We start from the raw sequence: 23,358 nt of genomic DNA, 5'->3' as shown, positions 1-23,358 counted from the left end.
GATTTAGGGTCTCGATTACTTCGGGGGCGATATTTACCAATGAGTGTTTCAAAAAATCCCCCTTAAATGGCAGTAGAAATTTGATTTTGATTTGAACGTGAAAGCAGGTTAAATTTTTATGTTCAACTTTACTTTAAGGTTTCTACAAGGAATTTCATTATTCAATAGTTCTATTGATTGTCGATTTTTTAGTTATGTATTTAATTAAAATAAAATCAACAATCGAAATTATTTTATTGTTTCTTTTAACTTATCAGTTAGGTGAAACTGAAATTTACCTAGTCTTAAACACTTCCATTATTATTTGGACGTTACTCGATTTGGAGATTTTGCTGTGCCATCAAAATTTTATTTTCGCAGCCGTTTGGGTATAGTCGGTCATATTCTAATCCCGTTGATGCTATATCTAATCACTTTATCTTTAATTGTTAACTCATATGGGGACAGATTTCTAATCAATGTTGGTCTATCTATGCTGCCTTTAGTAATTTATTTTCTAGGTTGCTTACGTTCGTATCGGCCGTCTAGGAGAATTTTACTTATTACTTTTCCTTGGCATCGCTCTACATCTGAAAATCCTGGGCAAGTTACTATTCACCATCGGCTGCTAGCAATATTGGTAAATATAGTCTTAAGGTTTTGTAATCCGCAAAAGCATCACTTACGGTCTGTCAGAATTTCCCGCAAACTGTTAAGGGAAACTGTCGATTTCACTGAAGACGTTCTTGCGCGAGGATACGACAGTATAAAATTTGCATCCGTTCATTTAAACGATTCTGCAAGGCTCCAACAGTTCACAGAGTTAATCCACGGTCGTATTCCTGGGTCTATTGTTACGGTTCGAATGACTCGTACATCTTGGTTGTGGCGTCTACTTTTAAGACTTTCTTCACCCTCGAAAAATTATGCAACCCCTGAATTTCACCACGAACTTACCATTGCGTCGAAATTGTAATTTGGAAGTTCAAATTTAGGTAAATTCTGAACCGTCCCAGCTTAATCCAATATCTGCTGTTTCATTTTCGGCTCAAATAAGGTAGGATGCGCGCCCCGACAATTACTCACTTGCAGTGGCATATGATTCTCTTTTTGGATTTTGATGGTGTCCTGCATCCTGAGCCTTGCCACAATGAGGTTCAACTATTTTCATGTTTACCTCGACTTGAGGCAATTCTTCGAGATTACCCGGCTGTCCAGATTGTCATTTCGAGTACCTGGCGTGAAGGTCGCTCAATATCTGAAATAAGATCGTATTTTTCAGACGATATCAGCGCTCGCATTATCGGTGTAACTCCTGCATGGAACGACATTCCAGATATTACGGAAGTTATTGGATATAAACGGCATGCGGAAATTGAGGGATGGCTACGTTACTCCGGAGAACCTTGGCAAGACTGGGTGGCCATTGATGACAAGGCATATCTCTTTAAACCATTTCTACAGAATTTGGTTAAAACTAATCCTGCAAAAGGATTAGATGAGTGTGCAGAACTAGATTTGCGACTGAGATTTGAAAAAGCACGTAGTTAGCGCATTTACGGTTCCGTGCTTAGTTATAATAGTTTAAAGTGCTACCCGTATTTTGTGCAGTACTGGCACAAAGCAGGACTTGATATGCTCGTTTTGAAATCGCTAGTCATTTGCTAGTCGCTATTTCTTTGATAGTGGCGCTTTCCTAGGTGCAGCTGCCTTGGCCGCGGCCATCTTTGGAGCGGATACCATGGATTTATTCGCTGCAATTTTCACGGGAGTCGCGACCTTTTCCTTGCCTTTTTTTGCGGCATTTGCTGCGGCCAACTTCCTGCCAGGCAAAGATTTAGGCTCTTTCCCAAACATTGAGATTTGGAAGGTTGGTTCGCGCAGCGGGCGTGTCGTCCTTATTGTCAAGGGCGACGATTTATTTTTGGTTGTGACGCCCGACATGACGATCGTTTCGCCGATTAGAGATAATTTCCTAAGTCTGGAGCGGTATACTGAATCAGCATCTTCATTGAGCCAATCTGGCTTGACATCACCTCCAGTCAAGTAACGGACCACCGATGCGCCCAGAAGGGTCGGAACCTGTTTGCTACCTACACATTCATGCATGTCCACGAAAACGGTCCAGTGATCCTTTGGATCAAAGGCGCTTTGATAGAGCATTACCAAGGTGTGGATCACCCTAAATTGTGCGACACTGCAGATGCCTAGCTCGTCTTTTTGCTTGACTACTCCGCAGTCCTTTGCCACCTTTGATCGCGATGCCTTGAAAGTTATTGCTGGATATAGATCAACGTCCGGAAAAGTTTGTGGACACTCGACTATTTCGGGTGGTATATCGTGCGGAACTAGCATGAAATTTGATTTGCTCATGATCGGATCCATTCACAGCGAGGCCTTAGGTTTCCCGCTTTGGTATAGCGGACCTTGTGTATTGTCGCTCGGATCCGGGCGAAATCACCGTCGGATGATGGCAATACTTTGGGGCTCTGCTCATGGAGTTTCCAATAAACTTCCGTTGGAGTCGAAGAACCAGGTGTTGGCGGCACAGGTGTCGAAAATTCAACCCCATCCATTCCATCGGGCAATGGGCCTCTGAAAGCTCGAACGGTCGGGAAGCGGCTCCCAAACATCGAAACCCCGCCCCATACTTCCCCAGTCGAAACCTGGCTAAGTGCGGTGTGGAAGTCTTGATTCGGTTGGCCAGTGGCAAGCCGGTGATAGATTTCGTCGGACATTGGTCGAAGTAAAATTTAGACACTTGATGTTACTAGAATTTCGGCAATAGACACAAGCTGCTTTGCGGAAAACTTTACTGAGCGTCCGTGGATGAAGTGTAAGTGAATGGCTTATGTAAGCCTGCACAAGCGAACTGAACAGAAAAGCTTTGGAGTGATTTGACGAACACTAAGATATGCAGTCATTCCGTATAGGCTATGCCTGTTGCTGACTAACTGTACAACACTCGATACCGTCGGTCTGTGGTGAGCTGCTTTCGGGCATGTGAATGCTTTAACTCGTCCCCCAGTTGCTGTCGGACCAAGATTGAATACGAAAGCTTAGTCATTGCTAATTTGCGCATTCCACGTTTGGATGAATTTACTTGATCAAATCAGATTTCGGGTTTGTGGCGGCACGTTAATGGAATTTATGCGGGACAATGGTGCTATTGTTTAGTGGTCTTTCAACGCATCTTTAACCGCGTTGCTCATTTTCACCAATAACTCATAGTCAGCCTTGCTAGCAGTTCGTAACAAGAACTCTCTCAGCTCTTCAGCTGATGGCTCTCCATCAAAATCAAAGAAGTCCTTCAATTCCACTCCCAGCTCGCTCCGAATTCGTTCTAGAGTCTCAAGCGATGGGTAATGCAGGCCCCTTTCTAATCGGCTTAGCGACTTTGTGTCTATTTCTATTTTTCCAGCCAGTTCTTCCTGCGAAAGCAGCTTTCGCTTGCGCAGAATCTGTACGCGCTCTCCAACCAGGTGCCGAACGTCCTTCATGTAAACCTCCAAAGTTGACTGCTGATAGTTAATCAACATTGAGGGCTTCTTTAAACTTCCTATTGCGTTTATAATTTAATAAAATGGACGTACAAGGTTTACTTTTCAATTTTATTTTTAAAATAAAGTTGATTAAGCATTTTTTATGGAAGCACTCGTTCTTAGCTTCTATTCGTAACAGCTATCTGAGTTGCATGTTCAATTGATGCGCGCCGCTTGGAGGTATATCCATCATTTGCAGACTGAATTCACCCATAACTCAATTCCTAGGAAATAGGAGGTTCGCTTGGATACAATAGAATGCCCCTACTGCAAGCATGAGGGTTTACCGCACCTATATCATTACAGTCCATTTTTGTTGGGAAAACTGCGGTATTCAAAAACTCAGCACCAGTGCAGAATCTGCGGCGGCGTGATGTATGAGACTGGGGGGGAGATTACGGGTTTTGGTTGGATCTGCCTGATTGCATTAGGGTATCTGCTTGGTGTATTTTTTTTTCAACGTGCATTTCCGAATTTCGATCTAAATGGGGTTAATGTCATTAACACTATTGTCAGTATTTTTATTTTTGGTCTTTGGTTTTTGGTTTTTCGAAAAATCATTCGATATTTCAGAAACAAATCTCGAAAGCCTACTCCAAAGCGATAAAAACATTTTCTTATCCTTTGCCTTACATTTTATAAGCACAACTGTGTATTTTTGAATTTGAATCAAAATAACTTAAATTGCATTGATACATTGAAGTAGCTGATAGCATCTATGATTACAACGAACGATTCCTACCTAGCACGTAATATTTTTCCTTCCAAAGATTCCCCCGTTTACAACTGGCTTTGCGTTGATTTGGAATTAAATGCCCCTTACTTTTTTGTTGAATACGTGCAGATCGAGGAGTATTCTCGCCTCACCGGAAGAAAAATAGTCAGCAATTTTTCCGATTTGGAAAAAATTTGCAAGCTCATCCGTAGTGACGCCAACTTGGAATTGACACAGATTTCTCTACTTTCGCCTGACTGGTTAAATAAATCTACAGGCTGGCAGTTAAACGAATTGTCAGATGTTCAGTTTGGAAATTTTGGCCAGAAAGAACCTTGGGTACAAATATATACGCTCAAGGATGGCCGCCATCTGATCGAAACCAAGCTCAATTTGGATATAGAGGATGCACTGGAGCTCCAATCCCGATTTTCAGTGCAAGCATATTTGTAGTGTGATATGAGTTAAAAATTGCGTGAGACAGAAAAGCCGCCCGTTAGACGGCTTTTTTTCAGCTAAGGCACTACTGTAGATTGTAAAAACTTGGTACGGCATATTTTAATAGCGTTGAAAATCACCTATCTCTAGGTGTGTATACACATTCGCCACGGTTCCAGGAATAGCGTGGACCGTTTGCCCCACAAGCTGCAATTTTCTTATTTAGCTCATTATCAGCATTAAATTTATTCTCCAATGGAATTATCCTACCTTCGGCTTGGGCTAATCTCGTAGTCAATGCAGCATACTTGTCGTTTAATTCTTTCAGTCGTCCTCGCTCCACTTCCAAGGCTGTAACTTGTTCGTCAATTCTTTTTTCAGCTGCACCTGTCCGCTGAGCCCAGGTTCGCCATTCTGTAGCGACATTACCGATTGGCCGTAGTTCAGTTGCAATGAGGTGAGTTTTACGAGCGATCCGAACAACACTTTCTGTTGCTTGAGTTTTCAACCTGAGCGTCGAAAGATTGACAACTCGTAGGCGTACTGTAGTAGGAACCCAATCGTTGCCTGTAAATTTCCAACTAATGTCATCCTTGGTATCAAACTCGGCTCCCTCGGATCGCTTTTCTCCGGCTTTAACGCCTTCGTAGTCAAGTGACATATCCGAGGTAGCATCTAGTTTCGATCTAAAGCCAGGTTTGCCACTCATTAAAATATCTACAGAATCTTTTGGCAATGCGTAGGTCGTACCTTGGACAATTACCGCCCATTGATCTTCCCCTATTTTTTTGATTATTGCCTTTTCTTCCACTGCGTTCTCTAATACAAATTTAGCCAATTTATCGCTTACTTCGCCAACTGACATCATCGTACTTTCAATGAAACTGGTGGCCTGAAATTGTGTTGCTGCTTTTCTTGCTACGGAATTGACGAATGACTCACTTACAAATCTGGTTCTAGTATCGGTGGAAGTAGTCGAGTTTGTCGTTGAGCCGCCTCCAGTATTTTTGCTGGCTGGTCCAAGCAACGAAAATCCAGACCGGCCATAGTTGCCTTCGCTTCTGGTGGAGACAACGATGCCACCGCCCTGGCTGGAATCAATGCTTCCATCTAAAGACGTCAAGTTCTCAATTACAGAATCGTATTTGATTGAGACCATATCCAACGTGGCCGTATCGTTCTTCGAGTACATATCTGCCTTAATCCATTGTGGATTTTGACCGATTTCTAATAACTCTGAACAGTTTCCACGAACATTAATTATTTCAGAGGAAAATCCAACGGTTGTTCGGTTTGGCATAGCTGCCTCGCGATTCATCGGATCTGAAGGATTTTTCCATAAAATCCGACTTTTTTCGTCGATGACAAGTCGTATTACTATTTGGAAGTGCGGGTAAACTAATATTGAATTTGGATTTATCGGCACACCCAGTTCGGCAGACAGCTTTGATGCCAATTCAATTTTATAATTGTTCGACCAAAACGCAACGGGCAGTCCAACAGTTTTGACAGTTGATGCGGCCACACCAGACGTACAAGCCTTTGCAACATCGCTTTTGAATTTAACGAAATCGGCTTTAAAAAAGGGATTGGTGTAATACAAGGTTTTGTTTCCATCTGCGGTAGACTTGGAAAAGAAAACTTCGACAGCGTCACCGCCAATTGAATCTAAAGTCGGCGCATTCACTATCCTGGTTGGGGGCCGTGCTTCTGGATCCTCTCCATCTCCCGCAAAAGAATGCAACGAAATCAAGGCTAGTGTGCTTAGCAATAATGCGATACCTCTTGGCGCTTTTATCATTTCCAATTTCCTCTCGTTGTTTTGCTGATCAAAAATCTCGCCCTAGCTTCAAATACATATAGGCCCAAAATCTTCAAAAATTAATTTGAGTTTGAATACGATCAAGTGATTTTTAATACTGAGTTCCGGACTGAAATGTCGCTTGTTCCAATTTCCGCGTCTGCATCTAGTTCAATATTAAATTTTTAATGAAAGTAAACATTTGAATGCTACCGTCCTTCATATTTTAAAGTTATAAATATAGTTACTTCTTTTGATAATTTAAAAAGCGTTGTAAAAATACACTTCTTTCTTGCTTAAAAAGAAAAAGTATCGTGACATAAGCTTTCTTGGCACTAAGGCATCATCGCTAAAATGAAGATGACATTTGAATTTTCTATGCATATACTGTACATGCAATCAGTATTTATCCATTTTAAATTCAACTTCATAGCAATAAAACCATGTCAGCGGCATCTTCATCATCCATCTCAAGCGTTATTGGCAAAATGCCCCATGCAATATGGCGCGCAAATGAGATCGCCGTTTACAAAGCATCCACAACATCGTCTGGATTTGATGATCTGGATGCAGAATTACCAAATGCCGGTTGGCCAAGATCTTCGCTGATCGAATTACTCTTGGTGCAAGCTGGCATAGGTGAACTTCAGTTGTTAAAACCTGTTTTGGCCGAAATCGCTAAAACTCAACGCATTGCCTTCATCCATCCGCCGCATATTCCCAACGGCCTGGCTTTCCAAAGATGGGAACTGGCTGATGACAGACTGTTCTGGATGAAATGCTCTTCGACGGCTGATGCTTTATGGACGACCGAACAGGTTCTCAAAAATGGATGTTTCGGTGCGGTCATGCTATGGCAGACCAATATTCGGGCTGAGGCGCTGCGCCGCCTGAACTTGGCCGCGCAAACAACAGACACCTGTTTCTTTTTGCTGCGACCGCTGGCAGCTCAACGGGACACATCTCCGGCACCACTCAGACTGGTGTTGCGACCGGCGCGCGGCGGAGTCAATGTAGAAATTATCAAGCGACGGGGCCCTCACTCAGACAAGTCTCTTTATTTAACCTTACCTGATATGCCCATCAGCAAACATTTACCGGATCACAACAATGCGCACGTGGATCAGCCTATGCCTTCGATATCTGCAGCTCGAAGCACTCAGACCCTCTTGGTCTGAGCCTGGCCCCTATGCGGTCATCGATAAAGAGCGTGTGCTGATTGCCAGCCGCCAGGCTGTTGCTTTAGGTGTTGGGTTTGATATGCGCCGCGGTGGCGTGTCCGCAGTCGCTCCAAGTGTCATCATGCTGGATCGTGATCCAGACCGCGAGAACCTGGCTTTTGAAGCCCTGGGCCTCGCTTTACTCAGATATACCCCAGAAGTGACGTACGCCGCTGATAACTGCATTTTGCTCGATGTCACGGCCAGCCTGAAACTTTTTGGCGGGCATCCGTCTATTTGCCGGCTGATCAGACAATCCGTGAATTCTTTAGGTCTCACTTGCCGCCTGGCTTGCGCCCCAACCGCAATGGCTGCCTGGCTGCTCTCTCGTGCCCCTGCCTCCAGGGGGCGACGCCAGCGCAGGACCATCAAGGTAGATACGATGAAACGGGCCGTCGACAAGCTTCCAGTCGGATTATTGCCAAGCTCAAGCAAGCTGCAAGATTGGTTACAGGGCATCGGATGCCAGTCTGTCGGTCAGTTGCGCCAGTATCCCCGAGCAGCTTTGCAGCGTCGCACTAACGAGCAACTGATACTGGAGTTGGACAAAGCCTATGGATTAGCACCAGAGCTTTTTAATTGGATTAAAACGCCACTGACATTTTCCGCCAGGGTGGAGACCCACGACAGAATTGAACATGCTGAAGCATTGATGCTTGGTGCCCATAGCCTGATCGCGCAACTTATAGGCTGGCTTGTCTCATTACAAAAGGCGGTAACCCGGTTTACTCTGTTTCTTGAGCATGAACGCGGCCGGTATGCGATCCCACCGACTTTGCTTGAAGTGGCGCTAGCGGAACCTGTCTGGCATGAAGATCATTTGCTTCGACTATTGAAGGAGAGACTCGGGCGCATCGAGCTCATAGGCCCCGTTATCGCGCTGCGACTTGAAGTCGTGCAGGTATCGGACATGCAGCCGCCAACCGATTCTTTATTTCCCGAGCCTGGCGGCACGAAAGAAGATCTGAATAAATTGATGGAATTGCTCACAGCCAGGCTCGGGAAAGAAAATGTCCTGACACTGTCCGTGAAAGAAGACCATCGCCCTGAGGTGGCCAATTGCTGGGTGCCCGCGACCGATAAACGTCCCAAACAGGTGTCAGACTCGCTGGATCTTGAACGGCCATCCTGGTTGCTAAAAAATCCGATACAGTTGCTGATGCGTGACAATCGCCCGTTTTACAGTTCACCGCTGCAGCTCATCAAAGGTCCCGAGCGGATTGAATGTGGCTGGTTTGATGAAGTGATGACGGCCCGGGACTATTATGTCGCGCAAGGTCAGGATGACACCGTCTACTGGATCTATCTTGAACGTACCAACGATCCTCGCTGGTTTTTACATGGTTTTTTTGCCTGACTCCCATGTCGATCCCATCCATCCTGCCGGCATATGCCGAGCTACAGACATTTAGCCACTACAGTTTTCTCAAGGGGGCATCATCGCCGGAAGACCTGGTACAGCGTGCAGTCAAGTTAGGCTACCAAGCGCTGGCAATTACAGACGAATGTAGTGTCGCGGGTGTCGTCCGAGCACACGTCGAGGCAAAAAAGCACGGCCTGCATTTGATTATCGGCAGCCAGATGATCGTTACCCCTGAAAACCATAGCCCGCCATTCAATTTGATTGTTTTGGCAAAAAATAAAAATGGCTACGGAAATCTATGCGAGCTCATTACAGTTGGTCGCACTCGCATCAAAAAAGGCAGTTATCTGATCAAGCCAGAAGATCTGGCACATCCCAAGGGAGACTTGAGTCATCTAAAAGGCATGCCTGACTGCCAGTTAATCCTGGCACCCGGATATGGAATCGATATCGACACCTTGTCGCCTCAGGCGGCCTGGTTGGTGCACACGGCGCCAGGCCGCGCCCGCATCGCACTGACTTTGCATAATCGATCAATGGATGACCGCCATACCGAGGTGATTCGTGCTGTGTCTGAAATGTATGGACTGCCTATCGTAGCCACTGGTGACGTTTGTATGCACGTCAGATCCTATAAACCAGTGCAGGACACGATGACGGCCATTCGGCATAAATTGCCAATTGCTGAATGTGGATATCGCCTGGCTTCCAATGCCGAACAACATTTGCGTTCACGTCTACGCCTGGGAAATCTCTACGACCGGGCTGCGCTCGATGAAACAATTCGGGTCGCCCAGCGATGCACTTTTACATTAGACGAACTCCGGTATCAATACCCAGAAGAGTTTGTCCCTAAGGGGGACACTGTTACCAGCTATCTTCGTAAGGAAAGTTACATAGGTGCGCACTGGCGTTTTCCGGCGGGCATACCTGAATCGGTTCAAGCGCAATTGGAGTATGAACTGAAGTTGATTGAAGATCTGAACTACGAACCGTATTTCCTGTCAGTCTATGACATTGTCCGTTTTGCGCGCAGTCAGAATATCCTCTGCCAGGGACGTGGTTCCGCCGCCAACAGCACGGTTTGCTTTTGCCTGGGTATCACAGAGGTAGACCCTGCTCGCGGCACCATGCTCTTCGAACGCTTCATTTCCCGCGAGCGAAATGAACCCCCAGACATAGATGTGGACTTTGAGCATCAGCGCCGGGAAGAAGTCATCCAGTACATCTATCAAAAATATGGAAGATTGAACGCAGCGCTGACGGCAGTAGTGATTTCTTACCGTCCTAAAAGCGTGTTGCGTGATGTTGGCAAGGCACTTGGTGTCGATCTGTCGATTGTCGAGAAAGTGGCCAAGGCCAGGCATGGTTGGGGTGGCAGCGCCGACCTGCGACAACGACTGCAGGACTGCAGTTTTGATCCAGACTCTCCCATCGCCAATACATGGTCTGACATAGCCGATAAGATGATGATGTTTCCGCGGCATATGTCGCAGCACCCAGGCGGCTTCGTCATTTCAAAAGAAAAATTATGTCGCTTGGTGCCAGTAGAGAATGCGGCGATGAAAGACCGTAGCGTCATTCAGTGGGATAAGGACGATATTGATGCCGTCGGACTTCTCAAGATCGACATCCTGGCCTTGGGCATGCTCAGTTGCATACGCCGGACTCTGGAGCTCATCTCAGAGCAACGTGGTGAGCGCTTTGAATTGTCAGATATCCCTCCGGAAGATCCACTGACCTACGACATGATTTGCGATGCAGACACGGTTGGTACGTTCCAGATTGAAAGTCGTGCCCAAATGAGCATGTTGCCCCGCATGCGGCCAAGAACCTTTTACGACCTCGTGATCGAAATAGCGATTATCCGCCCAGGCCCGATTGAAGGTGGCATGCTCAAGCCCTATCTGAGCAGGCGTACTGGCGAAGAGTCTGTGAGCTATCCCAGCCCGGCAATGGAAGCAGTACTGGAACGGACATTGGGGATACCTATTTTCCAGGAACAGGTCATGCAGATTGCAATGGTGGCAGCCGGTTTCTCGCCTGGCGAAGCTGATCAGTTGCGCAGAGCCATGGCGGCATGGAAGCGGAAAGGAAATCTTGAGCAATTCGACGCAAAGCTAAGAGCTGGCATGAGTGAGCGCGGTTACACGGCGGAATTCGCGGAGTCCATCATCAGTCAAATTCGAGGATTCGCGTCCTACGGATTTCCCGAATCGCATGCTGCCTCCTTTGCATTGTTAGCCTATGCAAGTTGCTGGTTAAAGTGCCATGAACCTGCCGCATTTCTGTGCGGCCTTTTAAATAGTCAACCTTTGGGATTTTATTCACCATCTTCACTTGTCCAGGATGGCAAGCGCCATGGACTAATTGTCAGGCCGATAGATGTGACGATAAGCAATTGGGACGCCAGTCTAGAACCAAACCCGGCTGGCCAGCCAGCAGTCAGACTCGGGCTTAATCTGATCAGCGGGATGGAACGCGAGGCCGCCTGGCGGATAGAGGAAGCCAGAGCCATTCGGCCATTCTCTAGTGTGGCAGATCTCTCCAGCAGAGCTAAATTGGATAGTCACAACATCAAAGCCTTGGCTGCGGCCGATGCTTTGGAGCCACTTTCTGGAAACCGGCGCCAGGCATTGTGGCAATCCACTGTCAGTATCCCAGACAAAGGCTTGCTGCGCGATGCCATTATTCCCGAAGAGCTCGTAGAGTTAGAAGCGCCCTCAGAAGGTGAAACGATTGTTGCTGATTACCGCAGCATTGGACTGACCTTGGGGCGGCATCCACTTTCGCTGTTGCGTGCCAAGCTAAAGAAACAGGAATTTCTTTCAGCAAAAGTACTCGATGTTTGTGAAGACCGAAAATTCGTACGTGGATGTGGGATTGTTATTTGCCGCCAGAGACCCCAAACGGCAAAGGGCGTAGTCTTTTTGACCGTTGAAGACGAGACCGGGACTGTCAATGTCATTTGTTGGCAGTCTATCGTTGAGAAATTCAGAAAGGAAATTTACGGTGCCTCTTTACTGGGTGTCTATGGACAATGGCAGGCACGGGGAGGAGTAAAAAATTTGATCGGCATGCACCTGGTCGATTTAACGCACATGCTGGGAGAATTGGAAACGAAGAGCAGAGACTTTTGTTAGAGATACCCGCTTAAGTTTCCTTGAATTGAAAGGTGAAGCAATTTGATAGCTTGAATTCAAAGTATCGATTTGTGTACTTAATTTGCTTATAATAGGCACACTTTGGTGATGGACTTCCCGGACAGGACTGGCCATCGCGACGGTTAAGAGCCTCCTGCGTTTCAACTTAGTGAAGGACAAAATCCGCTAGCAGGCGGATTTTTCTTTGTAGGCGACATTTACAAAAAATTTCAGTCATCGAATTTCATCTGGAATAATAATCTCGTGGCCAATGGCATCGACTTCTCCAGCGACTGAATCTTGAGTACAACGAGTGTGCTGGATCTGAGCACGAGATTCTGCAAGATAACGCTTAGCTTCATTGGGCGGAAAACCAAGTTCAGCAAAAACGTTTGCGTCGGACTTGGTGATGTGCCTGATTTTTGCATCAACTTTACTCATTTCTTATCTCCGCAATCGCATATCGCTATCCTCGTGCCGTATCAACAATAGGCTTCTTCATTAAAAACAGCGAGTATCTAAACGTATGATTTGATAGCAAAACAAACGGCCGCTATCGCAAGCGGCCGTTATAAAAGAACTTGCCAGATCCTAAGGTGTCCGATGCCTCTCTTTAGCTTCCCTTTTAACAAGGTTGGTTCAGAGCACCAACGTTAATCCGTTGCCCCACTATTCAGAGTTACCGATTACTCTGCCTGCCCAACTGATTGAAGACCACATCTCGGTCATATCCTCAACAAATGCGCGAATTGCAGGAGACCTAACAATGGCATCAGCATACATTTGTTGCAGCCACCTTGCAAATAATTACTAAGGTAGCGTCTTAGCGAATATTCAAATTTCTTACTTCTCATTACAACACCTGTACATATCTCTAGACACTCCCAAATAGCGCAATTTATTTTCAATTGTCTGGATTCAGCACTTTAAGGATTTTTTTAGTCATAATACAGAATCGAAAGTTATCAGTAGTTACCATGCGTATTTTGCCTTTATCAGATTTGCACCGAGAGTTGTGGCGTGAAGCAGCGCCAATGATTGACCTAACGGCCAGTCGTCCAGATGTGGTTGTATTGGCCGGGGATATTGACACTGGAGCAAAAGCTGTTGAGTGGGCTGCCTGCGTATTTGCCGGAATACCTGTGCTTTATGTCCATGGCAACCACGAGGCATATGGTAAACATCTGGACCATGTACAGGAAGATATTGAAGCTGCATGCGCAGTTGCAGGCAATGTGCATTTCTTGAACTGCAATGAATTTGCACTCGGGAACGTGCGTTTTCTCGGTGCGACTATGTGGACAGACTTCCGCCTATTTGGTGACGGCGATCGGCAAATAGCCATGCGTGAGGCGGAAGCTGTGATGGTTGACTACAAGCGCATCAGGCTGGCCAGAGAAGGATATCGCAAGCTCAGGTCGGCAGACACGGCAAAATTTCACTCACTGCATAAATCTTGGCTAAAACAAAAACTGGATGAACCCTTTATTGGAAAAACGGTGGTCGTGACACATATGGCTCCCTCCATGAAATCAGTATCTGAACGCTATGCACAGGACATGGTGTCCGCTGCCTATGCGTCAAATCTGGACGAGATTGCTTCACAAGCAGATCTGTGGATACATGGACATATGCACGAATCCTTCGATTATCAGATTGGTGATTGCCGTGTGGTTTGCAATCCATGTGGATATAAGACCAAAGCAGGTTCACCAGAAAATACAAACTTCGATCCCGGCCTCATCATAGAGTTGTAGGGGTATTCATGTCATACCGATGTTTTTATGTCCGTTTAAATGGACAATAAACACAATTTTGTCTAAATTATCGGACATGAAAACTAAAACCCCACGTCCATTTCCATCCACCGAACTGCAGCTTAAGAACTTTGGGCAGCGTCTAAGAGAAGCCCGTTTGCGCAGAGGGATTTCTACAATACTGTTTTGCGAGCGCATGGATGCCTCACGCGATACCTTGAATCGACTGGAGAAGGGAGATGCATCCATCTCCATTGGAAGGTATCTCAGGGCTCTCCGTATCCTGGGTATGGATAAAGATTTCGATCTGGTAGCAGCAAATGACGTGACTGGCCAACGACTCCAGGATGCGAAGCTGCTGATTCGCACTCCCCGAGGGCAAAAGAAAAAGCAAGCTCATAACGAAAAAGATGCAAATCTCAAAAGTAGCCCGGATTAAGCATCCGTTTTAGACAAGACATGCCAACGCAGCACATCATCGACTTGATTCAAGGACACGAGTTTCTTCCTGATGAGCGAAACTTGTAGTGAACAAGTTTATATTTTACGAGTCATTTTTCGGCTTAAATTGGGAGGTATCTATGATTCGGGTATACGTAGCGCCGGTGGTTTTTATAGGATGCACTATTTTATCGGTGATGACTTTTTTTGAGGGAAACTTCATTTGGGGGACAACGCTTTTATGGATAGCCGTTCATCTTTCCTTGGCAGTTCTCACTGGCTTTTTTGACTCGGTTTTTGAAGTACACTTTCAAATATCCGTAGCGTGTATCACTGTCTTAGGCTTCACATCATGGCTGTTTGAGAGCCCGTTTTTCGACATAAGTTTAAAAAATGCTCATGCAGAAGCGATGAATTCATTCGCCAACTTGGGTAACGAATGTAGGCCAATCACACCAAAATCGCAAGATATTCAGCTTTTGGGTATAAGGGCATGTTCCTTGCAAGAATACAGTAATCAAATGGATGCTATTCTCGGAGCACAAAAGGCGCTTTACTATGGACCAACGATGTCTGCGCTCGATACTGCAAATTCCATGATTAGTAAGCATCCAAAAGATTTTTGTGCTGAAGCCGTAAAGATTGCTGTAGAGACTTGCAGTCAGGGTGGTTTTTATCTTGATAATAAATATAAGCAAAAATTGCTGGCACTAACGACGAAATAAAAATCTTGAGTGTCTAAGGTATCGATGTCCAAGCTGCTTTCACAACTAGCAAAAATCAAATGGCAACCTGGTCTGGGACTAAAGGGTGAAGCAATTTGATATGTGCAATATTGATGGTAAAGGAACCGAGCGGATTTAAATACACTTGGCAAAATACAGAAATGGCGAAAACACTGATCGGGAATCAGAAACAAAAACCGTAAAAATCGGCTTTTCGAAACCGCAGAGACTAGCAAGCCTGATCGAATCTGGTTATGATTGCACCACTTAAGCCGCATAGGTCTTTTGCCGACAGCCTGCCAAAGTCCGGAACATCGGGAAGGTTTAGCTGCTAGCGAGAATCGAAACAAGCTAAACGCCACCACAAATAATACTTGTGGTTCCACCTGGAGTGGAATAACCAAGAGAAAACTCGTGTATGACGAAAGCTCCCAGGTACTATCTGGGAGCTTTCTTCTTTTCTGGCACTAGCTCAGATCAAAACAGCGCTTTACTTTCTGTTTTCTTTCAGCATATTGCAGAACAAGGCTCCTTGTTCAATTGCATCGTCAAGCGCAATATGCGTATGAGGCAAATCATCAAACCAGGCTTTAGGCATATATTTTTTCGCGCTTTTCTTGAAATCTGACTTCATGAGTGCCATAGCAAACGACTTCATGTCCAAAGCAGAAAAACTGAATGGACTCTCGCCAGCATAGCGGATCAAATACCAATATACGAACATAAAATCAAAGCCCGCTGGGAACGCTACAAAAATTGGCTTGCCAGGCAGCGTTTTGATCCAGGCAACGTACCTAGTCATCGCAACTATCGGCGATTCGAGATTTGACCGACAAGCCGCCCAAGCATCTGGTTGGGTAAGCCACCATGCTGCGGTACCGGGATCAGCGGAAGCATCAGGCAATGTTTCCAAATTGGCGGTGAACGTGCCAATCAAATTCTTATCTGCTGTGTAGGCGGCTGAACCAAAACTGAGCATGGAATTGGGGCCAGGAATTGGCCCGTCAGTCTCAACATCTGTACTGATATAAATTTCTTGCAATTGAACCCCTTAAAACAATTTCGTTGAACGCTTTAATTGGCGTGGTAACGATTTCCCAGCCAAAAATCCATAGAACAATAAAAGCAATTTCAATTGCCATTGTATCTAAAAGAAATATGAATAACGCCCTTAAATACTTGGTAAAATTCAAAAGTATTATCGGTTAGCCAGCCTTCTATCCCAGTCAACCTGGCGATTGATTTCAAGGCCAGCCTCCCTGAGTCAGCATGGCCTCTTGAATTTAGCCCGCTCTTGTTCGACTGTTAGCCGGGTCACACATTCTGCAACATGATCGTTAATCAAGCCCATGGCTTGCATGAATGCATAGACTGTAGTCGGTCCAACAAACTTCCAGCCGCGTTTTTTCAGTTCCTTGGACAAAGTAATCGACTCAGCGGAGGTCGACGCAGTTTGTGGCGCAGACAGTTCCAACGCATCCGGTTCGTAACGCCAAAAGAAGGCCGCAAGTGAACCAGTTTCTTGTATCAGTGCCTGGGCACGTGCTGCGTTGTGGACGGTTGCCTCAATTTTCCCCCGGTGCCGTATGATGCCCTCGTTTTGAAGCAGACGTGCCACATCTTGCTCATCAAAGCAAGCCACCTTGTTAAAATCAAACCCGAGAAAGGCGGCCCGAAAATTTTCGCGTTTAGCAAGAATTGTTCGCCAGCTCAGCCCAGACTGAAATCCTTCCAGGCAAATTTTTTCAAACAACCTGAAATCATCCGAGACCGGGAAGCCCCACTCTTTGTCATGATATTCAAGAAATTCAGGCGCAGCACCGCACCACTTACAACGCGGAAGTCCGTCAGCACCCAGAAACATTTGGCTCATGCCACGCTCTCCAGCAAGAATGCCATGCGCGGATCCGTCTTGGACGGGGTGATCTCAATAATCTGGACCGTCACAATGCCATGAATAACAAAAGGATCCTGGTTAAGGCGCTGTTGAAGCTCGTTTTCGCTGAGGCCGTGAATTAATATTCCTCCTCCAGGCTGACCTGAAAGATTTCCAGAAGCGAGAAAGACACCTTCGTCAAAGCCGTTTTGAAGCCAGGCCTTGTGTTCTGCCATGTGCTTGGCTGCCTGCTCTTTGCTACCTGATATGTTCAGTAACACGATAAACACTGCAATCCCCTGAATAGTTAAAGTTGAGGTTTATTACACTGACAATGATCTCCGCTCGCAAACGCTACGCAACCACGTATGCAGTTCAAGCACTTCTTGCCGTATGAATGCTTCATCGTCGAAAGCATTGGCTAGTGTTGCGATACCCTGGCTCCTGGCCAGTAAATGCATGGCCATGGCGTCAGCATCCCGGTCAAACCCGGTTTGTTCAAATTGCGTGGCAAGCCAACGCCGGAATAGCATAAAAAGTGCGCCCGCCTGAGGTAGCGCCGGATGTTCAAGTTTGGCAAGTTCCGTGCACAAGCTGCCAACAGGACACCCATGACGCCGGATCTTCGGGGCATTCATGACCATCATCTCAATGAATCTGCCGATACGCTCTATCGGGGTATGCGCCTCTGCAGCCCAGGCATCCAGCATGGCCTGTGTTTTTTTTGCACGTAAATCTATCACCGCTTCCAGAATTTCATCTTTCGTCTTGAAGTGGTAATAGAAATTTCCACGCGAGAGTTCTACTGCTCCGGCGATATCTGCAAATGAAGTATGGTCGTAACCATGTTCGTAGAACAACTGGTCGGCTGTCTCGACGATGCGTTCTCGCGTGCTCTGATTTGTCTTGGTCATGGTAAGAAGGCCGGTCAGGCTTTGAAGATATTTTTGATCCAAAGGTAGTCGGCAAAATCGCCTGCCCCGCCTCGATAAACAAGGCATGGCCTGGCTTGTTGAGGCGGGGCGTTGTGACAATTGCGTGTCGTAGGGCACTTACCATGCGGTCTGCAAGTGTCAGGGAGCCAAGTGTGGTTGAGGTGAAAAGCTCAGTTTGCATCGTTAAATCCTTTTACGTCTAGGACGTTCATCCTAGCAACGCAAATTTTAGGACAATCATCCTAGGAATGTCAACTATGCTTGTGTAGTGGCCAAGGGAAGTACCTTTCCGGTTTACAGGTAACTTGCATACCATTGCAAAACGGGTGAAGCATCCCATTCACTGGATATACGCCATGCGCCAACTTAACCTCTAACTGTTCGCTTGCTTGCTGAATTGATCCGGTCAGTTCGATTTACCTTCCACGTCCTTACGAAAGATGCTGACCGGTCATACGACAATCGCACTTGATAAGTGTCGCTCCCGTTAGGCTGACTTTATGATTTAAGAACACGGTTATCTTCATCGCTTCTATTGGCTTAAACGTTAATTCGACGGCGGTCATAATTGGCGCCATGCTTATATCCCCACTAATGGGTCCGATCATGGGAATAGGCTACGGGGTTGGCATCTATGATTTTCAATTGATACGCACGGCACTGAAAAATCTTGGAATACCTGAAGAGTTACAGGCATTATTCCCTGACGTGGCTGAAATCTGGCTGTCACAAGCTATTATTTGGAAGCAAGGTATGGGGCTTCAGGAAAATCCAGCACTGGTGCTGAATCTCAAGTCTACCCAAAGACTTTCCAACGATGAACAGGTCAAGATAGAAAACTGGCTGAAAAAGAGGATGCAAACTAAAGCGATAGAACTGGTCATAGAAGTCACAAATAACAAGTCCTCAACGTCAAACTCAAAACGTAATAGGAACAGTACCACCAGTGCAAAGTGAGGTTAAAAAAGAGAGGTTAATTGTTGATCCCAGTATTTAGTCTACGTAGTTCACAGAAATATTGGGAACCATTTTTACCCCAGGTTGTTTCATTAAAAAATGATGGACGAAAAGGACAAGCTTTTTTTCACAAAGAGCAAGGACTGCTTCATCAGCCCTTAGCTTTTCTGCGTTTATTTGCATTTCCTTTTCTATTCCTTGGTACAACTGAATAACGGCTGACTTTGGATCTGTGAACATCCCGGAGCTTAAAATTCTATAGTTCAAATCCCGAGCAGATGGGGAAACCAGCAATATGGGGCGATGCAGTTTTATCTCTATACCGCTGGACGTTTTGACGAGCGTATAATTTTCTGGGCGCATGTCATAGCCAAAGGAATATTCAGCGGTATATGAAATCGCGACAATTGCACCTGACGACAGACCAAAGAACTTTTTTTCTATGACGCGAGTCACTCCCTCTTGGCGCACAATTTGCGCAGTCACCAGCTTTGACTGTTCAAGCAGTTGCCGCTTTCCCTCTGTTAAATAATCATTGAATCGGGTGTAGCCCAGTAATTCATTTTTTAAAGTGATGTTCTCGCTAGTTAGCTGTTGGGTATAGTGCGTGTTCTGAAGCTTAAAATAGCCCAGAGTAAAAGCAATGAAAGTGCAGCCAGCGACAAGCAATACTAGTATCGTCTTTTTCATTGTAGATGGCCTTCTACTGTTCGAATGAATCTTGGGCCGTAATTTTTAAGAGATACTCTGCTTAAGAATCAACGGATCTGGTATTTTCTGCAAGCCGCGAGATGGAGCAATGCTGAATGTCGATTTAAAATGCTTATGCAACAACGCAAGCCTACAAAAAACTACTAATTAGTTTCAATCATCGACAAGCTGCCGTAATAAGAGTGCTGGTATTGTTGTAGCCCGTAAAAAATCTGTGGTTGCATGCCCCAACAGTATGCTACGTAACGGTGAATAGGGATAGGCTGCTAGCACGAGCAAATCTATAGAATGCAACTCAATCATTTTTGGAAGTTGAGTTCTTACATCACCCTGGTGAAATGCTGCGCTGACTTCATGCCCCGCGTTTTCAAGGCAATTTGTAGCCCAGTTCAATGCTCTCAGGCTTTGCTGATTAGTATCTCCGCAGACGAGTAAATGAATCGCAATGTTTTTAAACAGAGGACTGCTGGCAATCAGTTGTACGGCTCGACTCGAAATTGTGCCGCGATCAAAAACAATCATAGCGCGTTTTGGAGGGCGAAAAGCAGAGTTGACGACAAGAACTGGTTTATGAAGCATTCTGACACATCGTCGGACGTTCGATCCAAGATTTCCAGAGGATTGCCCCTGCCGTCCAAAAATATGGAGTCGGGTAACAATATCGTATTCTATTACCCTTTCGCCAAGCTCACCTGCAAGATGGTAGAACTTGGCCGTTCTGTCTCCAAAACTGACTGAAGACTGAAACCCCAAAGCAGATTCATCAGGTTGGGCTGAGGACTCTACAGCAACAGAATATTGAATTGCACTGCCCGTATTTGCAGTACTCTCGGTCGTACCTATATCAACAACGTGACTGCGTCTGCTGAAAATCTCTTGGCCGCTGTAAGGCCCGGTGACATGTACAAATTCCAATGGAGCATCAAGTCGGATTGCCGCCCATGTCGCATAGTCTGCAATGTTTGCCGCAAAGGCAGACTGATCAACCCAGGCGATAATTTTCTGATTTAAATTCATGCATTTGTTCTTTAGCTATGTGCAGTCAGAGATCGTTGTTGCCCTATTTGTCAGGCAAGGTCAGGATAGTTATTTCGACTGCTCAGACGCGCTGACAGGGGTGACCTGTTCTGGCACCTTAACCGGGCTGGCAGGCACAACGGCACTCTCTGGCGTCACCTGCTGCACTGGTGGTGAAGGTTTAGGCCTGACATGTGGTTTTAATTTGATGACAGTAGCAGGTAAATTTGTCACTGTTCTTTTTTGCTTGTCAGCGGCGAGTTGTTTTTTCTCTTCTTCGCTAAGCTCTTGATAGTGCTGCCATTGGGCAGCTTTCTGACCAGATTTCAATTTTGAAGCGCGTGCAAAATTTTCTCTTGCCTGCATCCTCTGCTCTGGTGTGAGCTTGACCCATTCACGCATGCGTTCTTGCGCTCTTGCTTTTTCGTCGGGATTGAGTTTCTGATAGCGGTTGGCTATTTCTATCCATTTCTGCTTCCTGTTTGCATCGATATTTCTCCACTCGCTTGCCAGAGGTGACAAGGTATCCTTTTGGGTAGCGCTCAGCGAATTCCACGTTGGGCCAGCCTCTGCTTGCGTGGTTGTTGCACTGCTGGATGTTGTTTGCGAAGTAGCGGGCTGTGGTTTGGCACCGGCGCTCATATGCGCCAACATTAATAGTAATGCGACCAGACCTATGACGAGGAGCAATCGATAGCTTGCAGATTTGAGGTTCATTTTTTTTGACTCCCGCAACTAGATGTATTCAGATAATCGATGCAACATGAAATGGAATTATTACTCCTCGACTTCAGACTTCAGCGCACGCCTATCGTTCGTAATTTCCCACAATTCTGGGATTTTTTTACACGCTTTTAGCTACAAAAAATATCGTCTTTCACTATCATCAAACCTGGTCCTCACCCAAAGTAGAAGAAGTATTTTTTTGCCGATTTTGCCAATTTTTTTCAATGATCGCCCAAAGTATTAGGCTATAGGACAGGAGTCGGATCAAGTAATGATAGGGCGAATCCTCATGTGTTATTTGATCAAACACGGAATAAACACGGTGACCAGCTTCCACAAAAAACGACAGCGCGAAATACAGGAAAAACCGCTGCCCCGAACTTCGCCAAAATCGAAGAAAGAAGAATGCGATGGCACATGAAGCCATGGCGATGGCACCAGTCAAAAAATTGATCATTGCATTCTCACTTGTTTTCGTAAATCAAGCCAAATAACAATAACAGCAATGCCACTAATGCACTAAATAAACGGAGCAATAAAAGATCAATCTGCGGAAACACCAGTTTGTCGAGCACAAGCAAGATGTTGTTGATTGACAATCCAATGAAACATAAACCGCTCCAAAACAGCAGACGCACTCCGTTGCGTCGATGAGAAGTCAATAACATCCATGCGCACAACAGCGATGTCAAAGTGCAGAGCCCATAAATGGTTTCAGCCATGTTATACGTCCTTTCGCCAGATGAACGCATCTGCAAATTGCTGTGCCCGTCTGTCTGTTTGAGAATGGATCAGACAAGTTATTCCAACCAAGTCACGGCGATATGCCTTTGCCAATCGGCTGATAAGTTCAGCAAATTCTGGCTGACTAGGTTGAAAACAATATTTGGATGATTTCACCGACTCGGTCCTGGAAAGCATACCTGCTGCATATAGCTCATCCAGTAACTTCTGCGCCACATATTCAGAGACATATAGGCGCTGTGACACAGCCAGGCATTCCCAAGCTTGCTCAGGTGTCGCATGTAGCAACAGCAGTGCTTCCAAATGCGGAACGGAAGCAATGTTACTGAGGATGAATCGCCTCAATTCATCCGGAAGTGCTGCCGATACCATATTTATCTCTGATATGAGTGTCTGAAAGCGTCATGACTTGATTGGAGCATTTACTGACAGCGGGCCAAGACACGCAAGCCGAGCCCGCCACCAGGTACTGGGTCAATCAGGGCACGCAGGTCGATAATGAAATTTACCCATTCGCGCACGACATTGACCGTACATGTTTATTTAGATAGATAGACGATGTCGTCGCGACGATTTTCTGCCCAGGCAGCTTCATCGTGCCCCATTGCTTTTGGCTTTTCTTTACCATACGAGACTGCTTCCAACTGTGCATCTGGTGTGCCGAGCAAAACCATGGCTTTACGCACGGCTTCTGCACGCTTTTGGCCTAATGCAAGGTTGTATTCGCTACCCCCACGCTCATCTGTATTACCCTGGATCAAAACCTTTTTTGTCTTATTCCCAGCGATGTACTTAGAATGTGCCTGTACCAGATTGGCATACTCAGGTTTGACCGTGTACTGGTCATAATCAAAATAGACGCTGCGCTTTGAGAGAATATTTTTTGGGTCGTTCAAAGGATCTACAGCAGCCGTGACAGTTTCAACCGACCGCGTATTTGGCATAGCTTTCGGAACTTCAGCAACTGGCGTGGCAGGTTTTTCTGCAACCTTGACTGGAGAACTGCATGCTGACAGCAGAACGACTGCTGCGCTGGCAAAAGATAACATGGTGGTAGAGCGCATTTCAATTTCCTCTTTGATTTAATTATGGGAAAAATCCCTGACACATCATCAGGACTGCCCACACCTGATTTCCCTTACTGTCAGGTGCAGTGATAAAAATGCGATAAGCAACCAACCGGTGACTGATCCCGGCGTTTCAATCAGACGAAAAAAAGCCCCCTCCGAGAAGGGGGGTTAAAAGGAAGCATTAAACCTGCACTCCCA

At 45.9% G+C, this 23,358-nt stretch carries 24 protein-coding genes; 9 read left to right on the top strand and 15 right to left on the bottom strand.

The window, feature by feature from the left end; translation table 11 throughout:
* Window positions 1-1,077 precede the first annotated feature (1,077 nt).
* Window positions 1,078-1,530: an HAD domain-containing protein gene (locus DFR42_RS02705; RefSeq protein ID WP_110253399.1), complete on the top strand. Its 453-nt coding sequence runs from the start codon at window positions 1,078-1,080 to the stop codon at window positions 1,528-1,530.
* A 120-nt stretch (window positions 1,531-1,650) separates the two neighbouring features.
* Here the strand turns inward: DFR42_RS02705 and DFR42_RS02700 are convergent, their stop codons facing one another.
* Window positions 1,651-2,352 (bottom strand): hypothetical protein, encoded by a 702-nt coding sequence (locus DFR42_RS02700; RefSeq protein WP_146218775.1) that lies wholly within the window; start codon window positions 2,350-2,352, stop codon window positions 1,651-1,653.
* An 800-nt stretch (window positions 2,353-3,152) separates the two neighbouring features.
* Window positions 3,153-3,479 carry a helix-turn-helix domain-containing protein gene (locus DFR42_RS02695; protein WP_211324120.1) on the bottom strand — a complete coding sequence of 109 codons (327 nt, stop codon included), beginning with the start codon at window positions 3,477-3,479 and terminating at the stop codon, window positions 3,153-3,155.
* Window positions 3,480-4,239: 760 nt separating this feature from the next.
* Here DFR42_RS02695 and DFR42_RS02685 point away from each other — a divergent pair.
* A complete protein-coding gene (locus DFR42_RS02685) occupies window positions 4,240-4,689 on the top strand; it encodes a hypothetical protein (protein ID WP_110253395.1) in 450 nt (149 codons plus the stop codon).
* 121 nt (window positions 4,690-4,810) lie between these two features.
* Here DFR42_RS02685 and DFR42_RS02680 read toward each other — a convergent pair whose 3' ends face one another.
* A complete protein-coding gene (locus DFR42_RS02680) occupies window positions 4,811-6,475 on the bottom strand; it encodes a hypothetical protein (protein ID WP_110253394.1) in 1,665 nt (554 codons plus the stop codon).
* 443 nt (window positions 6,476-6,918) lie between these two features.
* Between DFR42_RS02680 and imuA the strand changes: the two genes are divergently transcribed.
* The 3 genes from imuA to DFR42_RS02665 are packed head-to-tail and all read left to right on the top strand — an operon-like array spanning window position 6,919 to window position 12,201.
* Window positions 6,919-7,653 (top strand): translesion DNA synthesis-associated protein ImuA, encoded by a 735-nt coding sequence (gene imuA / locus DFR42_RS02675; RefSeq protein WP_110253393.1) that lies wholly within the window; start codon window positions 6,919-6,921, stop codon window positions 7,651-7,653.
* On the top strand, window positions 7,586-9,052 hold the full coding sequence (locus DFR42_RS02670; RefSeq protein WP_110253392.1) for a Y-family DNA polymerase: 1,467 nt from the start codon (window positions 7,586-7,588) through the stop codon (window positions 9,050-9,052). The genes imuA and DFR42_RS02670 overlap by 68 nt, the downstream gene beginning before the upstream one ends.
* Before the next feature lie 5 nt (window positions 9,053-9,057).
* A complete protein-coding gene (locus tag DFR42_RS02665) occupies window positions 9,058-12,201 on the top strand; it encodes an error-prone DNA polymerase (protein ID WP_110253391.1) in 3,144 nt (1,047 codons plus the stop codon).
* Between the two features lie 234 nt (window positions 12,202-12,435).
* On the opposite strand, the gene DFR42_RS02660 is transcribed toward DFR42_RS02665, so the two are convergent.
* Complete coding sequence (locus DFR42_RS02660; RefSeq protein WP_110253390.1) at window positions 12,436-12,642, bottom strand: hypothetical protein; 207 nt, start codon at window positions 12,640-12,642, stop codon at window positions 12,436-12,438.
* A 536-nt stretch (window positions 12,643-13,178) separates the two neighbouring features.
* On the opposite strand from DFR42_RS02660, the gene DFR42_RS02655 reads away from it, so the two are divergent.
* From DFR42_RS02655 to DFR42_RS02645, 3 genes are all read left to right on the top strand, one after another.
* Entirely contained in the window at window positions 13,179-13,958 is a 780-nt protein-coding gene (locus tag DFR42_RS02655; RefSeq protein ID WP_110253389.1) for a metallophosphoesterase, read from the top strand.
* A gap of 76 nt (window positions 13,959-14,034) precedes the next feature.
* On the top strand, window positions 14,035-14,397 hold the full coding sequence (locus tag DFR42_RS02650) for a helix-turn-helix domain-containing protein (RefSeq protein WP_170133394.1): 363 nt from the start codon (window positions 14,035-14,037) through the stop codon (window positions 14,395-14,397).
* A gap of 142 nt (window positions 14,398-14,539) precedes the next feature.
* Window positions 14,540-15,124 carry a hypothetical protein gene (locus DFR42_RS02645; protein ID WP_110253387.1) on the top strand — a complete coding sequence of 195 codons (585 nt, stop codon included), beginning with the start codon at window positions 14,540-14,542 and terminating at the stop codon, window positions 15,122-15,124.
* Window positions 15,125-15,614: 490 nt separating this feature from the next.
* Here DFR42_RS02645 and DFR42_RS02640 read toward each other — a convergent pair whose 3' ends face one another.
* From DFR42_RS02640 to DFR42_RS02625, 4 genes are all read right to left on the bottom strand, one after another.
* On the bottom strand, window positions 15,615-16,166 hold the full coding sequence (locus DFR42_RS02640; RefSeq protein ID WP_110253386.1) for a 3'-5' exonuclease family protein: 552 nt from the start codon (window positions 16,164-16,166) through the stop codon (window positions 15,615-15,617).
* 222 nt (window positions 16,167-16,388) lie between these two features.
* Window positions 16,389-16,997, bottom strand: a complete 609-nt coding sequence (locus DFR42_RS02635) for a DNA-3-methyladenine glycosylase I (RefSeq protein WP_110253385.1) — start codon at window positions 16,995-16,997, stop codon at window positions 16,389-16,391.
* Window positions 16,994-17,290, bottom strand: a complete 297-nt coding sequence (locus tag DFR42_RS02630; protein ID WP_110253384.1) for a YciI family protein — start codon at window positions 17,288-17,290, stop codon at window positions 16,994-16,996. Before DFR42_RS02630 ends, DFR42_RS02635 begins: the two co-directional genes overlap by 4 nt.
* 33 nt (window positions 17,291-17,323) lie before the next feature.
* Window positions 17,324-17,914, bottom strand: a complete 591-nt coding sequence (locus DFR42_RS02625; RefSeq protein WP_110253383.1) for a TetR/AcrR family transcriptional regulator — start codon at window positions 17,912-17,914, stop codon at window positions 17,324-17,326.
* A gap of 597 nt (window positions 17,915-18,511) precedes the next feature.
* Between DFR42_RS02625 and DFR42_RS29980 the strand changes: the two genes are divergently transcribed.
* On the top strand, window positions 18,512-18,892 hold the full coding sequence (locus tag DFR42_RS29980) for a DUF389 domain-containing protein (RefSeq protein WP_281275132.1): 381 nt from the start codon (window positions 18,512-18,514) through the stop codon (window positions 18,890-18,892).
* A 36-nt stretch (window positions 18,893-18,928) separates the two neighbouring features.
* Here DFR42_RS29980 and DFR42_RS02615 read toward each other — a convergent pair whose 3' ends face one another.
* From DFR42_RS02615 to pal, 7 genes are all read right to left on the bottom strand, one after another.
* Window positions 18,929-19,582 carry a hypothetical protein gene (locus DFR42_RS02615; RefSeq protein ID WP_110253382.1) on the bottom strand — a complete coding sequence of 218 codons (654 nt, stop codon included), beginning with the start codon at window positions 19,580-19,582 and terminating at the stop codon, window positions 18,929-18,931.
* A 174-nt stretch (window positions 19,583-19,756) separates the two neighbouring features.
* The gene (locus DFR42_RS02610; protein ID WP_110253381.1) at window positions 19,757-20,620 is read right to left on the bottom strand and encodes a universal stress protein; all 864 of its coding nucleotides are present in this window, start codon (window positions 20,618-20,620) and stop codon (window positions 19,757-19,759) included.
* A 69-nt stretch (window positions 20,621-20,689) separates the two neighbouring features.
* A complete protein-coding gene (locus tag DFR42_RS02605; protein WP_110253380.1) occupies window positions 20,690-21,337 on the bottom strand; it encodes a DUF3106 domain-containing protein in 648 nt (215 codons plus the stop codon).
* 169 nt (window positions 21,338-21,506) lie between these two features.
* Window positions 21,507-21,803, bottom strand: coding sequence for a DUF5985 family protein (locus tag DFR42_RS02600; protein WP_110253379.1), 297 nt, complete (start codon window positions 21,801-21,803; stop codon window positions 21,507-21,509).
* Window positions 21,804-21,810: 7 nt separating this feature from the next.
* Complete coding sequence (locus DFR42_RS02595; protein WP_110253378.1) at window positions 21,811-22,068, bottom strand: DUF5985 family protein; 258 nt, start codon at window positions 22,066-22,068, stop codon at window positions 21,811-21,813.
* Between the two features lies 1 nt (window position 22,069).
* Window positions 22,070-22,462, bottom strand: coding sequence for a hypothetical protein (locus tag DFR42_RS02590; RefSeq protein WP_110253377.1), 393 nt, complete (start codon window positions 22,460-22,462; stop codon window positions 22,070-22,072).
* Window positions 22,463-22,629: 167 nt separating this feature from the next.
* The gene (gene pal / locus DFR42_RS02585) at window positions 22,630-23,154 is read right to left on the bottom strand and encodes a peptidoglycan-associated lipoprotein Pal (RefSeq protein WP_110253376.1); all 525 of its coding nucleotides are present in this window, start codon (window positions 23,152-23,154) and stop codon (window positions 22,630-22,632) included.
* Window positions 23,155-23,358 lie beyond the last annotated feature (204 nt).

The sequence above is a fragment of the Undibacterium pigrum genome, assembly GCF_003201815.1.
In the GTDB taxonomy this organism is placed as follows: domain Bacteria; phylum Pseudomonadota; class Gammaproteobacteria; order Burkholderiales; family Burkholderiaceae_D; genus Undibacterium; species Undibacterium pigrum.
This window is presented reverse-complemented; position numbering and strand designations above follow the sequence as displayed.

Coding starts and splice junctions, on each gene's coding strand:
- DFR42_RS02705 (WP_110253399.1), top strand. CDS start 1,078: ATGATTCTCTTTTTGGATTTTGATGGTGTCCTGCATCCTGAGCCTTGC.
- DFR42_RS02700 (WP_146218775.1), bottom strand. CDS start 2,352: ATGAGCAAATCAAATTTCATGCTAGTTCCGCACGATATACCACCCGAA.
- DFR42_RS02695 (WP_211324120.1), bottom strand. CDS start 3,479: ATGAAGGACGTTCGGCACCTGGTTGGAGAGCGCGTACAGATTCTGCGC.
- DFR42_RS02685 (WP_110253395.1), top strand. CDS start 4,240: ATGATTACAACGAACGATTCCTACCTAGCACGTAATATTTTTCCTTCC.
- DFR42_RS02680 (WP_110253394.1), bottom strand. CDS start 6,475: ATGATAAAAGCGCCAAGAGGTATCGCATTATTGCTAAGCACACTAGCC.
- imuA (WP_110253393.1), top strand. CDS start 6,919: ATGTCAGCGGCATCTTCATCATCCATCTCAAGCGTTATTGGCAAAATG.
- DFR42_RS02670 (WP_110253392.1), top strand. CDS start 7,586: ATGCGCACGTGGATCAGCCTATGCCTTCGATATCTGCAGCTCGAAGCA.
- DFR42_RS02665 (WP_110253391.1), top strand. CDS start 9,058: ATGTCGATCCCATCCATCCTGCCGGCATATGCCGAGCTACAGACATTT.
- DFR42_RS02660 (WP_110253390.1), bottom strand. CDS start 12,642: ATGAGTAAAGTTGATGCAAAAATCAGGCACATCACCAAGTCCGACGCA.
- DFR42_RS02655 (WP_110253389.1), top strand. CDS start 13,179: ATGCGTATTTTGCCTTTATCAGATTTGCACCGAGAGTTGTGGCGTGAA.
- DFR42_RS02650 (WP_170133394.1), top strand. CDS start 14,035: ATGAAAACTAAAACCCCACGTCCATTTCCATCCACCGAACTGCAGCTT.
- DFR42_RS02645 (WP_110253387.1), top strand. CDS start 14,540: ATGATTCGGGTATACGTAGCGCCGGTGGTTTTTATAGGATGCACTATT.
- DFR42_RS02635 (WP_110253385.1), bottom strand. CDS start 16,997: ATGAGCCAAATGTTTCTGGGTGCTGACGGACTTCCGCGTTGTAAGTGG.
- DFR42_RS02625 (WP_110253383.1), bottom strand. CDS start 17,914: ATGACCAAGACAAATCAGAGCACGCGAGAACGCATCGTCGAGACAGCC.
- DFR42_RS29980 (WP_281275132.1), top strand. CDS start 18,512: ATGCTTATATCCCCACTAATGGGTCCGATCATGGGAATAGGCTACGGG.
- DFR42_RS02615 (WP_110253382.1), bottom strand. CDS start 19,582: ATGAAAAAGACGATACTAGTATTGCTTGTCGCTGGCTGCACTTTCATT.
- DFR42_RS02610 (WP_110253381.1), bottom strand. CDS start 20,620: ATGAATTTAAATCAGAAAATTATCGCCTGGGTTGATCAGTCTGCCTTT.
- DFR42_RS02605 (WP_110253380.1), bottom strand. CDS start 21,337: ATGAACCTCAAATCTGCAAGCTATCGATTGCTCCTCGTCATAGGTCTG.
- DFR42_RS02600 (WP_110253379.1), bottom strand. CDS start 21,803: ATGATCAATTTTTTGACTGGTGCCATCGCCATGGCTTCATGTGCCATC.
- DFR42_RS02595 (WP_110253378.1), bottom strand. CDS start 22,068: ATGGCTGAAACCATTTATGGGCTCTGCACTTTGACATCGCTGTTGTGC.
- DFR42_RS02590 (WP_110253377.1), bottom strand. CDS start 22,462: ATGGTATCGGCAGCACTTCCGGATGAATTGAGGCGATTCATCCTCAGT.
- pal (WP_110253376.1), bottom strand. CDS start 23,154: ATGCGCTCTACCACCATGTTATCTTTTGCCAGCGCAGCAGTCGTTCTG.